This window comes from Paraglaciecola arctica, from assembly GCF_018861065.1.
Lineage (GTDB): Bacteria > Pseudomonadota > Gammaproteobacteria > Enterobacterales > Alteromonadaceae > Paraglaciecola > Paraglaciecola arctica_B.
Window position 1 is genome coordinate 142,737 of record NZ_JAHKQO010000007.1, and the last position, 15,858, is coordinate 158,594.

Here is a 15,858-nt window from a genome sequence, read left to right on the forward strand (position 1 = left end):
CAAATAGCTTAACGCCTAGGGCTAGTAATTTCTTGTTTTACTTGAGTCATGCGCTTAACAAAAGGCGTATTCATTAACATAGCGTCTGATAAAGTGGCTATTTCTGCTCTGGCCGCTTCTATTGAACCAAAATCTTGATTCTTCAACAATACATACCAATCACCTCCATAACGTTGGGTCTTGTATAACCACAGTTCTTGGCTGAGCTGATTGTCAGAAACGTATTCTTGCAAAATGCTGATGTTAGCCATTGCTGCTATTTGAATCACATAGTGGTTGCTGGGCAGTGATAGCACTAATTCTGGGGTGGCGGTTAACACTCTTGATATTGGCTTTTGTTGCGTTTTATCTGGGGAATCGACCGTGGCAGCGAGATTTAAGCTATCAACGGCTTCCACACTAAGCTTTTGTTGATCAAGGATTGAACCTAATTCAGCTATATCTTCAACCTTGTAATCGTTAACCCTGTTGGTAGCCTCGGTTACTTCAGTCATTTTTTGCTGTGGTAAAGTCTCAGTTAATGGTGTCGTATGGTCATCAACAACATCAGGTACATCTACTACGTCTTCGGTACTATTGGTTTGTAGAAGTATTTTGTTTGATTGTTGTTTAAGTTTGGCGCTAGCTGACGTCCAATCGGTGATCAATTTATCTTTGGTGAGGGTTTCCTTAACAATTGGCTGCTCGATAGGGGCTACTAATTCAGCCGTTATTTGTAGAGGTGCCTGAGATACCTCTGCTGTTAAAGGTTCGACTTTGTTGGGGAGAGTAGACGTTTTTAATGGTTCAGCTACGAGTGTTTGTTGTCCGCTAAAATAAGCCAAAATGCCTGCTACTTTTTCAGGGTATTGCCAGCCTAATATTCCTGAAAAAACAACCAAAAAAGCCATACCAAATAAGGTGGCCATTCCCCATTTTTTATAAATTGGTTTAGACTCGTAATCGTGAAATTGACGCTCTTCAATACGCTGAGCAAACTTTTTCCGTTTATCTTGAATAAAGGTTTCTAAATCAGAAAATTCGTCGGTTTCAGCCTGCTGAATTTGAGTTTGACTGTTTAACATGATGGGCTGTTCTTTGGAACGGGTTCCTAAACTAGCCTTGGCTGTTTCAGCCCAATTAGATAAACCCATCAACAGCACATTGAGGTGCTGTTTATTGTTGGCAAAACGACTTTGTAATACTAAATCCCACAACTCTTTAACCAACTTGTCTGGGAGTCTTTCGGCGTGAAATACACTGACCAAAATGGGACCACTATGATTATTTAGAGGCGCCAATAATTGATTCAGAGGTCGATTAAAGTCCGCTTTTTGATTTTGGCTAATAAGTTGGCGAAACAACTTCTCTCGATAGACCACTAATGGGGTGAGTTCGTTGGCTGTTAATAAAGCTAGATCAGCTTGTTCATTTTGATGGGCTAAAAAACTTTCTACAACTTGTGATTGCTGGCGTATTTTATCACTACACACAAACACAAGTTGAGAAGAGTAACTAATTAGATAGTCTAAGCGATTGTTGAATTCTGACGCTGCCATTGTATGTACCTAGGTAGAAAAGATTGTTACTAGGATGCAAACCCCATAATTATAACAATCAAAATTAAGTCCTAAGCAAGAATGGCGCGTAACACCTCGTCTGAAATTTCATTTGTAACAACTGCTTTGCCAATTCCCTTTGGAATGACAAAAAATAGTTGACCAGCTTGCACTTTTTTATCGTGACGCATATGTCGAACGAAGTCGTCGTAAGTCATATCACTAGGTGCAATCGTTGGTAAATCAAATGCTTGCAGCAAAGATTCGATGCGACTTAATTCTGACGCTTCGAGCCAATTCATCTTAGTTGCTACTGCAGAAGCAAGAACAATGCCTGCTGCGACAGCTTCGCCATGTAGCCAGTTACCGTAGCCTTGTTCTGCTTCAATAGCATGGCCAAAAGTATGGCCTAAATTGAGTATGGCTCTTAAACCTGACTCTCTTTCATCAATGGCCACAATTTCGGCTTTGATTTCACAACATCTGGCAATCATGTATTGCAGTGCTGATAGTTTTTGCTGCTTAATGTCTTGTTGATTGTCTTCTAACCATACAAAAAACTCGGGATCATAAATCACACCGTACTTGATCACTTCAGCCATTCCTGCCGCAAATTCACGTTTGGGTAAGGTACTCAAGCTGTTGGTGTCTATTAAAACCGCCTTAGGCTGATAAAACGCACCAATCATATTTTTACCTAAGGGATGATTAACTGCGGTTTTTCCCCCTACTGAAGAATCAACTTGAGACAATAAAGTGGTTGGAACCTGAATAAACGGCATCCCACGCTGAAAACTGGCAGCTACAAAACCTGTTAGGTCACCTATCACTCCGCCACCTAATGCGATTAAGGTGGTATCACGGCCTGCCGACATTTCTAACAATTTCGAGATTACCATCTCAAAGCTTTCTAGGTTTTTATGTTGCTCACCATCGGGTACCACAATTTTGCTGACTTCATATCCAGCTAGAGCTCGACTGACAATGGGAAAATAAAGTGGTTCAACTAAGTCATTTGTCACCACTACTACTTTTTTGGTGAGCAGATGTGAAGTTAAAACCTGAGGATCATCAAGCAGATTAGCTTGAATCAATATAGGGTAGCTACGCTCACCCAACTCAACTGTAAGTGTTGCCATAAGTAGCTAGCCCTATTATTGCTATATAAGAAAGAGGAGTTATAGACCTATTTTTGCTATGATCTGGTTAGCTACGGCGCGAGCACTTTGGTCGTCGGTATCAACAATGTAATCGGCAGCATCTTCATATAATGGATTGCGTTCTTCAGCTAGATTACGCAATACGGTTTCCGGATCATCTTTCTGCAATAGTGGACGTCGTTTATCACGCTGAGTCCTAGCGACTTGTTTATCGATAGTAGTTTGTAAATATACTACTATGCCTCGCGCTGATAACCTGTTTCTAACGTTCTTACTGACTACAGAACCGCCGCCTGTCGCCAAAACGATGCCTTGTTTATCAGTTAAGTCGTTAATGATGTTTTCTTCACGTAGACGAAAACCTTCTTCCCCTTCAAGATCAAATATCCAAGCGATATCTGCGCCTGAACGTCTCTCGATCTCTTGATCAGAGTCAAAGAATTCTAAATGAAGTTCGTCTGCAAGGTGCCTACCAATAGTGCTTTTACCAGCACCCATTGGGCCTATAAGGAATATATTACGTTTTTCAGCCATTTTTGCTTATTTCACAACTATGTTTAAGGGGTAGAAAGTTCGTGCGGCTACCCTTTTATGGATTAACCAGACCTCGTCGAAAATTTCGATGCGGGATTATCTCAGTTTTACAGTGAATTTTGCAAGCTTTGTAAAGATTATGCGGAAGGAATTATAAAAAAACAGCCTAATCAACGGATTAGACTGTTTTTTACGGAACTAAAGTGGTTAGTTGGGTAAATATTAATTACTTCGTAGTTCATCAGTTAAGATTTTTGGGGTAACAAAAATTAATAACTCACGTTTTTCTAGTATTTCTGAGGTGTTCTTAAACAAATAACCAACAAAAGGTAAATCACCCAAAAGCGGGACTTTTCGCACATCGTCGGAACTACTTTGTTGAAAAATACCCCCTAAGACTATGGTTTCGCCATTTTCAACTAATACTTGGGTACTAATTTCTTGGGTATCTATGGCTACCGCATCACCTGTTGAGGTGGTGACAGTATCCCCTCGAGTATCTTGAGTGACCACTAAATCCATGATTATCCGACTATCCGGAGTAATATGTGGGGTGACTTTTAAACTTAATACCGCTTTTTTGAATTCAACTGAAGTAGCACCACTTGAGGTGGCTTCTACATAAGGAATTTCCGTACCTTGCTCGATATAGGCTTCGTGCTGATTTGCAACGGTAATGCGTGGACTGGCAATTACTTCACCTTTATTTTCAGACTCCAGGGCAGATAGTTCTAAATCAATAATGGTTCCATCGAGCAATCGCGCAATTTGAATACCTATACTACCAGCCGGTTCACTTACAGGTAATGACACATTAAGTCGATCCGATATAGAAGGTACTACGCCGCTCGCAATAGAGTCTGCGCCGGTCAATGAACCTGAAACTGCACCGTTATTAATTGTGTCGCTTAATCCCCATTGTACTCCAAGCGATTCACTGGCGTTGTCTCTAACAGTCACCATACGTGACTCAATTAGTACTTGTTTAATTGGGATATCTAACGCCTTAACTAATAATTTGGCCTCGTCGATTGACGTTTGTGTATCTCTTAGCAAAAGTGTGTTGGTTCTTTCATCAACTGCAACACTTCCTCTAGGAGTTAATATACTGTTTTCGGTACCTTTAAGGATGGCTGCAAGGTCTTGTGCTTTGGCATAATTGATTTGTACGTTAGTGGAAACTAAAGGAGCCAGTTCCGCGACTTGCTGTTTAGACTGTAACTGCTGGGTTTCACGTGCTGTGAGTTCTTCAGTTGGGGCTATCAGCAAGATATTGCCTTCTAGTCTTTTGTCCAATCCTTTAATTTTTAGAATCATATCTAACGCCTGATCCCAAGGAACGCCTGACAAACTGATAGTCACATTGCCTGTTACTGTATCTGTTGTAACTAGGTTAAAGCCGTTAACTTGGGCAATGATTTGTAACACTTGGCGTACAGGTACATCTTGGAAATCGAGGGATATAGGTTCGCCAGCAAAGTTACTTTTTGGGTCTTCTTCTGGCGCATCCTTCAAACGTTTTTCAATTTTAATGCTTAGACTATTGGCACTTTTTTGATGACTGAAGGTGATTCTGTCTTGCAGAGCAAACACCACTTTGGATTGTTCTTCTTCTTGAAAGGTTTCAATGTTATTTACTGGTGTTGCGAAATCTACCACGTCTAACTTAAATAATTGTTCGTCACCTAGTTTTGTTCGAGGCAATACCAAGCTTAAAGATTTGCCTTTTTCACTCAACTGTAACTGGAAATTTTTATTGCTGAAGGTCATTAACACTTCTGCGCCACCACTAGGTAAACGTGAAAACTCAACGTCTTTCAATTCGGAACGAAATACGTTGTCTAACTTAGGTTGTGGATCAATCAATACTGCCGCTTTTTCTTGGCTTAATGATTCAAATGTAAACAGGCCAAAAACGACGGCTAATATCCAATACCAAGTAGGATTCGTTCGGTTAAGTTTCTTGTTAAAAATAAAACGCTCAGACATTGTTTTCTCCTGCCTTCGAAAGCATGGTGAGTGTGGCTTGCTTTTTCTGCCAGCAGCCAGCACCATCGGGCAGCATTTCAGTAAAAGAAACTGTGCCATTTTGAATAGAATCGATTTTCCCAAAAAACAATCCTAGGTAATCGCCAATTGTAGCTTTAAATAAACTGCCTGTATTGGACTGAATAAGTGCCCATTTTTTACCGTTAGATTGAAATACTCCAGTAACAGATAACGCATCGATACCAAATTTCTCCAATGGCTGTTTGCTACGATTAAAGTCTGGTTGCGCACAATTTGGCTGTGCAGCGATTGTAAGCTCAACTTCGGCTCCAGTATTTCTTGGGCGCTGAAAAGGACTACGTAAAGTGTCGGCCGAATAGATAAAAGTAGGTTTGCTTTCAAATTCCGGATAAGGCTCAATATTAACTGAAGTGGTTTGTTTTACTTCGGTAATAAATAACTGCAAATCATCAACTTTGGCTTCACAGCCACTCAAAATCAAAACCGCAAACACTATTTTAAAATGTTTCATTGTGTTTGCCCCTTAGCCGCAGTTTCCTGCTCATTGGAGGTTCTATAGGTTTTCGCTTGGACTTTGAGTTTAAGGGTATTGCTCTCTTGAGTCACTTCAAAATCATGCACAGTAACAATACGTGGTAGTCCTGCAATTTCCGAGGCAAATTGCCCAAAATTGTGATATCCACCGTATACCTCCATTTCGATAGGTAATTCGGAATAAAACTCTTTTGGAATTTCTCTTTGCCAATTTAGTAGCCTAAATGTGAGTCCCGCTGAGGTGCCAACCAAGGTGATGTCATCTAATAACCCTGGGGTTTCATTACTGGTTGGCAGCGATTTCAACATCGAAGAAAAGTCACTTTGTAACTGACTTAATTGTTCTTCATAAGCGGCTAAGTTGACGGCAATACGATATTTACCTTGATACGTTTGTTTTAACGTTACCTCTTTATTCTGCGCTTCTTCGAGAACAGGTAATTTATCTTTCAATAAAAAATAATAACCACCCAACAGACCAAATACTACTACAAACAAAGCCACCAAAGACTTTACTTCAAAGGGCCAAGTGGCAATTTGTTCGAAGTCTAAATCGTTGATCTCTTTTAACTTGTTAACATCAAACTTCATTTACTTGGCTCCTCGGTAATCACTGAGAAATCCGGTGCAACGCTAGGATTAATAGTAAATGTGAGCTTAAAATCACTGACTGCTTCTAGGGCTGAAGTGTCGGCCTTAATTGAAGAGAGTTCTCCGCTACTAAAGACGGTTGAGTCTTGCAACTGTCGCATGAAATCAGCCAACCTGTTATTGGATTCACTGACTCCTAATATTTCGATTAAATTGCCTTGACGAGAAAAACTACGGAACGATAAGCCATGGGGAACCAATCGCACTAACTCATCCAACACTATAGGAACCGCATTTCTGCTGGACTCTAATTGTTCAATCAAAGCCATTCTTTGCTCAATTGCTTCTTTGTCTTTTTTGATATTCTTAATTTTTTCAATTTGTTGATCTAATATAGCGGTTTGTTGCTCGATAAAACTATTGCGATAATTTTGGTTATCTATCATCTTATCCAATACATTTCCGGCGGCAAACATTAGGCCAAAGGCTGCGAATGCAAGCCCGCCAAGTAAGGTTAGGTAATTCTTCTTTTGCTCAGCTCTGCGACTTTCGCGCCAAGGCAATAAATTTATATGTGCCATGGTTGAAAACTCCTGCTGGCCAAACCTGTAGCAATAACAAGTTGACCGGAGACTTGTTCAAAATCTCCTTGGTTAACGGTGTCTGCTATCGTCATATCGGTAAATGGGGAGAAGCATACTACTTCAATGCCTAAATCAGCGCTTAAGTCTTCAGGTAAAGATTTGAGATGATTTCCACTTCCACATATCAGCAAAGAGCTGGGGCGGGTCTCACCTGTTGCACTAATAAATAATTGTAAGGCTCGGTTTATATTCTGTTGTAGGTTAGCCAAAAACATTGGATAAGAGTCTTGCTTCCATGTTTCTGGCAAGGTGCCATCAGTCAACTGCTGTTCAATTTGAGAGCGTTCTTGGCTATATAACATGGTTAGGTCTTGAATCAAGGCATCCATACCAAAGTTATGATCTTTCGTATAAATGACGTTTCCATTTTTTACGGCGCACATTTGTAAGTGGCTCGCGCCAATATTAATGCAGCACACAGTTTCTTCTTCTGTTTGAGGGTAAAAGTTTGCTACCGCTGCGCCTAAAGCGTAACTTTCAACGTCCACTATTTTAGCCTCATAACCTACTTCACCTAGTAGGGTGATTCTGCGGTCGACTAGCTCTTTATGAACTGCACTTAGAAGCACTTCAACTTTGTTATTAGTGGTTTGGCTGTTCCCTATCTCTTCAAAATCTATGTACACCTCGTTCAAAGGGTAGGGAATTAAACTATCTGCTTCCAATTCAATTTGGCTTTCAAGTTCGTGGTCTGTTTGTCCGGGATCCATATATACAATTTTGTTCAAAACAGTAGAGCCCGACACGGCTATAGCAACGAGCTTGTTTTTACTTTTTAACGCAAGCTTCACTTTCTTTAGTGCATGACTCACCGCTTCGAAATCTTTGATCTCTCGCTCTGCAAAAGCATTACCCTGAATAGGCTCGCAGGCGTATGCCTGCACGCTATATTTTTCACCTGATTTTTCTAGCACCACGGCTTTAATAAACCGAGTTCCTATATCTAGGCCAATCATTTTTTGTACTTTAGGGCCAAATAAATTTTTCAATTGTTAGACATCCAAATGAATGAGAAAATTTCCACGCCAGCATTATTACGTAATTTTTTGTGTTTTATGGTTCTAATAACTGTACATAGGTATAAAATGTAGATCATTTATTAGAAGTTGCCTTGGTATTATCTATCCGTGAAGTTACTTAAACCCGCATTAATAACCATCTCTGTCACGTTTGTTGTTGGTATTGTAATCCTTTTAGGTACCTATTTTTATATCAAATCTGACCTACCCAGTGTCGATGTCCTTAAAGATGTTCGATTACAAACCCCTATGCGCATTTTTACTCAAGATGGCAAGTTAATCTCCCAGTATGGAGTAAAACGCCGCATACCGCTTACCCTTGAGCAAATTCCAGAACAACTAAAACAAGCTGTAATAGCCACTGAAGACAGTCGCTTTTATGATCATCCTGGTATAGATCCTATCGGCATGATGCGCGCTTTTATTAATTTAGTCGTCACTGGCGAGAAAGGTCAGGGCGGTAGTACTCTGACTATGCAAATGGCGAGAGATTTTTTCCTCACTCGTGAGAAAAAATACATTCGTAAAATACGGGAAATAATCCTAGCTTGGCATATGGAACAACTACTTAGCAAACAAGAAATTCTGGAGTTGTATCTAAACAAGGTAGAATTAGGACATCGAGCATTCGGTTTTGGTGCTGCTGCACAAGTTTATTATGGTAAGTCCCTTGACGAACTCACATTGGCTCAAATTGCTACTATTGCAGGATTACCGCAAGCGCCATCTGCACTCAATCCAATAAGCAGCCCAGCACGTTCTTTGGCCAGACGACGCATTGTGTTAATGCGAATGTTAGACGAAGAATATATTGATCAGGCGCAATTTGAGCAAGCTGTAAACGCTCCTGTCACTGCTAAAAAGTATGGCGCTGAAATTAATTTAGATGCCCCTTACCTAGCAGACATTATTTACAGTGAGATGATTGAGCTTTACGGAAAAGACGAAGCCGAAACTGGGGGCTATCAAATCTATGCAACGGTTTCGTCTGACATGCAAGCTGCAGCGCAACATGCAGTACGTAGAAATTTACACGACTACGATGAACGTCATGGTTATCACGGCCCAGTCGAACAGTTATGGTCGACAGATAAAACCGATGACAAGAATACCCAGAGCACTTCGACAGGAGAATCACAACCAGATTCTTCTGCCCCATGGTCTGAAGAACAAATGTTAACTTACCTACAAGATGTGCAAACATTTGAATCAATGCATCCTGCTATTGTTGTCAAAGTGAATGAAAAAGACGTCATTATTTATAACCAGCAAGGTAAGTACAATATTATTGATTGGGACGGATTAGATTGGGCCAGACCTTATATTAATGACTCAAAACAAGGGCCAGATCCCAAAACTGCTTCAGATATCTTGCAAGAAGGTGCGCTGATATTGACGCGCCAAAGAGAAGACGACCAGCACTGGCAACTGGCGCAATACCCACAAGCTAGTGGTGCTTTTGTAGCACTGGATCCTAAAAATGGTGCAGTTCAAGCTGTGGTAGGTGGTTACAGTTTCTACCAAAGTCAATTTAATCGCGCGACTCAAGCCAAAAGGCAAGTGGGTTCGAATATTAAACCCTTTATTTATTCAGCCGCTCTTGAAAATGGTTACACTTTGGCAAGTATCATAAATGATGCGCCTATTACTCAGTGGCAATCTGGTTCAGGTAATGCGTGGCGTCCAGAGAACTCTCCTGCTGAATATGATGGTCCCATACGTATGCGCGTAGCATTAAGTAAATCAAAAAATGTGGTATCGGTGCGTTTATTGCGAGCTGTTGGGTTAGATAATGTCGCAGAATACCTGACTCGTTTTGGTTTTAACAAAGATGACATTCCCTTAGATGAAACGCTATCGCTGGGCTCTGGCTCTCATACACCACTAGAAGTGGCAACTGCCATGGCGGTCATTGCCAATGGTGGTTTCTTAATTCAACCTCATTTTATTCAACGTATAGAGAATGAAATGGGTGACATATTATGGGAAGCGAACCCTAAACAAGCATGCGATCCTTGTGGATCACCCAGTCAAACTGGACAAGCTGAAACCGACCCTGAAGATATTGAGGCGCTGTTAGCCGCCGAATTCGGTTTGACACAACAAGTGGAAGAACCGGTTAACGATATTCTATCTGCGCCTCGGGTTATCAGTGCTGAAAATGCCTTTTTAGTCGCAGAAATGATGCGTTCAGCGGTGCAAATTAATGGTTCATGGGATAATCGAGGTACAGGATGGCGTACCGCGTTATTGATGAACCGCCGTAGCGATGTTGCGGGTAAAACAGGTACCACCAATGACGTGCGAGATACTTGGTTTAGTGGCTTTACACCAGACTTAGTCGCCACCGCTTGGGTAGGGTTTGATGACAACAATCGTCGCTTGGGACGCACTACTCGCAATCAAAATTTGGTTAACAAAAATCCGCAAAAATTTAATTACATCGGTAACGCACTAGTTGGCAGCGAATCAGGTGCGCATGCTGCGCAACCTGCGTGGATAAGGTTTATGCAATATGCATTGGCCGATAAACCAGAACATATGCTTCCCATGCCTACAGATTTACTTACTGTACGTATTGATAAAGGTACCGGTAAACTTACTAATAGAACCGACAAAACATCTATGTTTGAATACTTTACTCAGGGTACAGAGCCGCAAACTTTTGTTGCAGATGCACAAATTATTGAGGCTGCCGACCAAAGTGAACAAAGTCAAAAACAGATAGAAGACATATTTTAAAACCTTACTGTTTTACTGGCCTAAGTGGCCAGTAAAAACTAAATAATTATATAAAACCACAGGACAAACGTTAATGGCCAACCCAGCTACAAAGAATGCTCTCTACATTCCTCATTCTGGTCCCTCCTTATTAGAAACCCCTTTGTTAAACAAAGGCAGTGCATTTAGTTCAGATGAACGTATTACGTTTAATTTAACTGGCCTTATTCCGCCGCGCTACGAAACCATAAAAGAGCAAGTCGATCGTGCTTATATGCAGTATTCCAGTTTTGACGAACCTATTAACAAACACATCTACTTGCGGGCCATTCAAGATAACAATGAAACTTTGTATTACCGCTTGGTTAAAGAACATATCGACGAGATGATGCCGATAATCTATACCCCAACAGTGGGGGACGCATGTGAGCAATTTTCAGATATTTACCGTAGTTCTCGAGGATTGTTTATTTCTTATTCTGAGCGTCATCAAATGGACGATATTTTACGAAACGCCACTAAGCGTAAAGTTAAGGTCATAGTTGTTACTGACGGAGAGCGCATTTTAGGATTAGGTGACCAAGGTATTGGTGGCATGGGTATTCCAATTGGCAAGTTATCTTTATACACAGCCTGTGGTGGAATTAGCCCAGCCTATACCTTACCCGTAATGTTAGATGTTGGTACTAACAACGAAAAGCTGCTAGCGGATCCTATGTACATGGGCGCGCGTCACAAACGTATTGGTCAGGAAGAATACAACGAGTTTGTTGATATGTTTATCAAAGCTATATACAGACGTTGGCCTGAAGTGATGTTGCAGTTCGAAGATTTTGCACAGCCTAACGCTATGCCATTGCTGGAACGTTACAGAGATAAAATTTGCTGTTTTAATGACGATATTCAAGGTACGGCTGCGGTTGCGGTAGGGACTATTTTAGCGGCTTGTAAAAGTAAGAACGTTAAATTGTCACAACAAAAAGTGGCCTTTGTCGGTGCAGGATCTGCGGGTTGTGGCATAGCCGAACAAATTATTCAACAAATGTGCTTAGAAGGTATTTCTGATGCCCAAGCCCGCAGTCAAGTATTTATGGTAGATCGCTTCGGTTTACTCACCCAAGGCATGCAAGATCTTCGAGATTTCCAGCAGCGTCTTGTGCAAACAAGTGATGCAATCCAAGAGTGGTCATTTAGCAGCGAATATCCTTCATTGCTTGACGTCATTAATTGCGCTCAACCTGATATTTTAATTGGTGTATCAGGGCAAGCAGGATTATTCACTGAACAGGTTATTCGTAATATGAAAAAACACTGCGAACTACCGATTATTTTTCCGTTGAGTAATCCTTCTCGTCAAGTCGAAGCTACCCCACAGCAGGTTATCGAATGGACCGAAGGGAAAGTTATTATTGCTACGGGCAGCCCGTTCAAACCCGTTGAGTATCAAGGCAAGACTTATCCCATAGCGCAGTGTAATAACAGTTATATATTTCCTGGTATTGGTTTAGGTGTCATTGCAGCCAAAGCCAGTTTGATCAGCGACGAAATGTTAATGGCGACAAGTTTAGCTTTGGCAGAAGCCTCACCACTTGCAGCAACAGGAGAAGGCAATTTACTTCCATCGTTGGGCGAAATTGCACAACTGAGTAAAAAAATTGCTTTTGATGTAGCTAAAATAGCGATGCAACAAAATCTTGCCTTAGAAGTATCTGATGAGATATTACAAGAACGTATTGAACGAAATTTTTGGATGCCGGAATATCGACCTTACAAACGAGTGAGTATTTAACAATTAAAGTCGTTTTCTTGAAGAAATGACTTGATGTTAAATGCGGGTGGTGACTTTCATAGGGTTGAGTGTTGAATGAGTTTGATGAATAAAATTGGCCGCTGGTTAGCTGCGTATCTAGAAAAACCCAGTGGCAGCATTCAGCCTTCAACCTGCACACCAGAGTTGTTGGCTGCAACTATTAGAGTGGGTGATGTGTTGTTGGTAGATGGCTCTAGCCGGATCAGTACTGCTATCAAATACCTCACTCAATCAACCTGGTCTCATGCTGCTTTATGTATTGCCGATGACAGCGAAAGTATTGAGCCTAGTTGTAGCAAGGTGACTTTAGTTGAAGCCGATGTACTGGATGGAATTAGAACCATACCTCTGAGTCATTATGAGCACTTACATACAAGGATTTGTAGGCCTGTAGGATTGAATCCCGAAGATCTAGAAAATGTCATTTCCTTCGCCACTGGAAAAATTGGCCATCAGTATGATATGAAAAACGTGTTTGACTTGATGCGCTACTTAGTTCAAACACCGCCGGTACCTAATCGCTGGCGTAGAAAAATGATTGTTCTTGGTAGCGGTGATCCCACTAGAGCCATTTGTAGTTCGTTCATAGCACAGACATTTCAATCAATTCGTTATCCGATACTGCCGAATATTTTTTTCGAAAAAGCTAAACAACCACAAAGTAAGGCATATTGCGATGAAGTGTTACAAATCCGTCATCACAGTTTATATGTGCCGAGGGACTTTGATATGTCTCCCTATTTTAAAATAGTTAAACCTAGCCTAATAAAGGCATTTGATCCCCATTCATTAGAATGGGATGAGTACTTAAGCGGTTAGTCGAATAAGTCTCGAACCTTATTCTCTTTTACTACCTTTAAATTTGAATCCAAAAATAAAACCGTTTAAATCTAAGTTGAAGCTCTGAAATTATGCCTACTCTTGCCACAATAGCCGTGTTTATTCCTACCATGTTTTTTATATCAATTACCCCTGGTATGTGTATGACGCTAGCCATGACATTGGGGTTAAAAGTGGGGCTTCGTCGTACCTTGTGGATGATGCTTGGTGAGGTATTTGGCGTGGCGTTAGTTGCAGTGTTATCAGTAATGGGAGCCGCAACCATCATGTTGAACTATCCCACTTTATTTATGTGGTTTAAATGGATAGGTGGGCTGTATTTGATGTATCTAGGCTGCAAAATGTTTTGGGCCAGCAGGCGGGTGTCTTTCGGATCTGACGACTCTTTAGTCATCAGCCGTGGTGCCTTGATATCACAGGGTTTTGTAACTGCCATCGCCAATCCAAAGGGATGGGCATTTATGTTGTCTATATTGCCGCCTTTTATTGATGCATCTAGAGAAATTACCTTTCAACTGTTGGTCTTAGTAGGCATTATTATGTTGAGTGAATTTATCTGTTTGTTGATTTACGCAACGGGTGGCAAAGGTTTAAAAACGCTACTTAACAAAGGTAATAATATCCGTTGGATGAACGGTATTTCTGGCGCTTTATTGATAGGCGTGGGTTTATGGTTGGCCCTAAGTTAATTAGGTTTGCTGCTATTGGCCTTAGCAATAATAGCTGCAAGTTTAGGATCGACAGGTAATACTTGAAAAGGGCTTACGCTGGTTCCTCCCGTATTGCCGATTGGAATAAAACCCATTGCCGTTTTTGTTGCCGCTCCAACTATACGTAATACTTGACCTACTCCCTCTTTAACATTGACTTGCCTCACTGCCCAAATCAGCATTAAAACATGTACTTTAGTATGTAATAAAGTTGATGCCTGCCCCAGCACATGAGCGTTTTCTAAATGGGTAAATTCCACTCTAACATGGCCATGTTTTCTGGCGCGTTTCGCTAAGCTTAATTCCTGTTCAATATAGGGTTTGATATGTTTGTAAAAGTGCCTATGCATTCTTATTTTCCGCGATTGTTGAGTGTTTGTTGAATTAAATCATAGCAGCATGATGAATATAAGGTCACTTAAACAGTATCATTAACAATCTTGCGAATCTGGGTGATATGATCGCTATTATTATCGAATTAAAGTGATTCCCAGAGTGTACTTTGGGGTATCAAACAAGGAAACAATATGACAACCATTGGTGTGGGTACTCAGACGGCAGAACAAGCATTAGCCTCATTAAATGATATGACCACAACGCTTACCCCCATACAACCACAGGAATTGTTAGCACGTATTGCTAAGGCGCAGTCTTATATGCAAGCTAATAACATAGATGCAATCTATCTCAATGCTGGTACCAACCTCACTTATTTTACAGGTATGAAATGGTATGCCAGTGAGCGAATGGTGGGCGCAATATTACCGGCAAAAGGGAAGGTTCAATACATAGCGCCATTTTTTGAGATTGGCAGTTTAAATGGTTTTAAAATCATAGATGGCCCGATACATGGCTGGCAAGAGCATCAAAATCCCTACATTTTGTTTGTTGAGGTATTAAAGCAATTGGGGATAGCGGATACCGCCACTATTGGTATTGACGAAAGTGCTCAGTTTTTTATTTTTGATGGTATCAATAAGGCACAAACTGGCTTGACACTAATCAATGCACAAGCAGTGACCGCCCAATGCAGAATGCATAAATCGGCTAACGAACTAGCGTTAATGCAAGCCGCAATGGACATGACTTTAGCCGTGCATCAAGCCACAGCGAGTATGCTGTATGCAGGCATAACCACCACACAGGTCGAAGAATTTATTAAACAGGCACACCAAAAAGTAGGGGCACCAGGTAGCTATTTTTGTATTGTTCTCTTTGGTGTTGCCACTTCTTTCCCACATGGCGTCAAAGATCCACAAACCTTAAGGCCAGGTGATATGGTATTAATTGATACAGGTTGTAAGGTGCACGACTATTTATCTGATATTACTCGCACTTATGTGTTTGGTGAGCCAACCGCAAGACAAAAGCAGTTTTGGAATAATGAAAAAGCGGCACAACTTGCAGCTTTTAATGCCGCTCAAATAGGAGAGCCTTGTGAGGCCGTAGATGCGGCGGCTCGACAATACTTATCTACACAAGGTTTGGGACCAGAGTATCAAACCCCTGGCTGCCCGCATCGCACTGGTCATGGTATAGGTTTAGACATACACGAATGGCCTTATTTAGTCGGCGGAAATCAAACCCCTCTTGCCACAGGCATGTGTTTTAGTAATGAACCCATGTTAGTGATACCCGATGAGTTTGGGATTCGCTTAGAAGACCATTTCTATATGACAGACCAAGGCCCACGTTGGTTTACCCAGCCAAGCCAAAGTATTGAAAATCCCTTTGGCTTGTAGTGTTT

The 15,858-nt window shown here is 41.1% G+C and carries 14 protein-coding genes; 5 read left to right on the top strand and 9 right to left on the bottom strand.

The features are described 5' to 3' along the window. Positions 1-8 precede the first annotated feature (8 nt). The 8 genes from KO534_RS02845 to pilM form a co-directional block, all read right to left on the bottom strand. Positions 9-1,538 carry an SPOR domain-containing protein gene (locus KO534_RS02845; protein ID WP_215927017.1) on the bottom strand — a complete coding sequence of 510 codons (1,530 nt, stop codon included), beginning with the start codon at positions 1,536-1,538 and terminating at the stop codon, positions 9-11. A gap of 71 nt (positions 1,539-1,609) precedes the next feature. Beyond that, entirely contained in the window at positions 1,610-2,677 is a 1,068-nt protein-coding gene (gene aroB, locus KO534_RS02850; protein WP_215927019.1) for a 3-dehydroquinate synthase, read from the bottom strand. A 39-nt stretch (positions 2,678-2,716) separates the two neighbouring features. Beyond that, the gene (aroK, locus tag KO534_RS02855; RefSeq protein WP_215927021.1) at positions 2,717-3,232 is read right to left on the bottom strand and encodes a shikimate kinase AroK; all 516 of its coding nucleotides are present in this window, start codon (positions 3,230-3,232) and stop codon (positions 2,717-2,719) included. Positions 3,233-3,454: 222 nt separating this feature from the next. Then, positions 3,455-5,221: a type IV pilus secretin PilQ gene (locus KO534_RS02860; RefSeq protein WP_215927023.1), complete on the bottom strand. Its 1,767-nt coding sequence runs from the start codon at positions 5,219-5,221 to the stop codon at positions 3,455-3,457. Then, entirely contained in the window at positions 5,214-5,753 is a 540-nt protein-coding gene (locus KO534_RS02865) for a pilus assembly protein PilP (RefSeq protein WP_215927025.1), read from the bottom strand. The genes KO534_RS02860 and KO534_RS02865 overlap by 8 nt, the downstream gene beginning before the upstream one ends. Then, positions 5,750-6,367 carry a type 4a pilus biogenesis protein PilO gene (locus KO534_RS02870; protein WP_215927027.1) on the bottom strand — a complete coding sequence of 206 codons (618 nt, stop codon included), beginning with the start codon at positions 6,365-6,367 and terminating at the stop codon, positions 5,750-5,752. The genes KO534_RS02865 and KO534_RS02870 overlap by 4 nt, the downstream gene beginning before the upstream one ends. Further along, positions 6,364-6,948, bottom strand: coding sequence for a PilN domain-containing protein (locus KO534_RS02875; protein WP_215927029.1), 585 nt, complete (start codon positions 6,946-6,948; stop codon positions 6,364-6,366). The genes KO534_RS02870 and KO534_RS02875 overlap by 4 nt, the downstream gene beginning before the upstream one ends. After that, positions 6,936-8,000, bottom strand: a complete 1,065-nt coding sequence (pilM, locus tag KO534_RS02880) for a type IV pilus biogenesis protein PilM (protein ID WP_215927031.1) — start codon at positions 7,998-8,000, stop codon at positions 6,936-6,938. The genes KO534_RS02875 and pilM overlap by 13 nt, the downstream gene beginning before the upstream one ends. A gap of 138 nt (positions 8,001-8,138) precedes the next feature. Here pilM and KO534_RS02885 point away from each other — a divergent pair, with 138 nt between their 5' ends. The 4 genes from KO534_RS02885 (at position 8,139) to KO534_RS02900 (ending at position 14,090) form a co-directional block, all read left to right on the top strand. Then, a complete protein-coding gene (locus tag KO534_RS02885) occupies positions 8,139-10,772 on the top strand; it encodes a penicillin-binding protein 1A (protein ID WP_215927033.1) in 2,634 nt (877 codons plus the stop codon). Positions 10,773-10,845: 73 nt separating this feature from the next. Beyond that, entirely contained in the window at positions 10,846-12,540 is a 1,695-nt protein-coding gene (locus KO534_RS02890; RefSeq protein ID WP_215927035.1) for an NAD-dependent malic enzyme, read from the top strand. 84 nt (positions 12,541-12,624) lie between these two features. Then, complete coding sequence (locus tag KO534_RS02895) at positions 12,625-13,380, top strand: YiiX/YebB-like N1pC/P60 family cysteine hydrolase (protein ID WP_252731922.1); 756 nt, start codon at positions 12,625-12,627, stop codon at positions 13,378-13,380. Between the two features lie 92 nt (positions 13,381-13,472). Next, entirely contained in the window at positions 13,473-14,090 is a 618-nt protein-coding gene (locus KO534_RS02900; RefSeq protein WP_215927039.1) for a LysE family translocator, read from the top strand. On the opposite strand, the gene KO534_RS02905 is transcribed toward KO534_RS02900, so the two are convergent. Further along, a complete protein-coding gene (locus KO534_RS02905; RefSeq protein WP_215927041.1) occupies positions 14,087-14,461 on the bottom strand; it encodes a DUF3703 domain-containing protein in 375 nt (124 codons plus the stop codon). The two genes, KO534_RS02900 and KO534_RS02905, sit on opposite strands and share 4 nt — an antisense overlap. A 177-nt stretch (positions 14,462-14,638) precedes the next feature. Between KO534_RS02905 and KO534_RS02910 the strand changes: the two genes are divergently transcribed. Continuing rightward, positions 14,639-15,853: a M24 family metallopeptidase gene (locus tag KO534_RS02910; protein ID WP_215927043.1), complete on the top strand. Its 1,215-nt coding sequence runs from the start codon at positions 14,639-14,641 to the stop codon at positions 15,851-15,853. Positions 15,854-15,858: the final 5 nt, after the last annotated feature.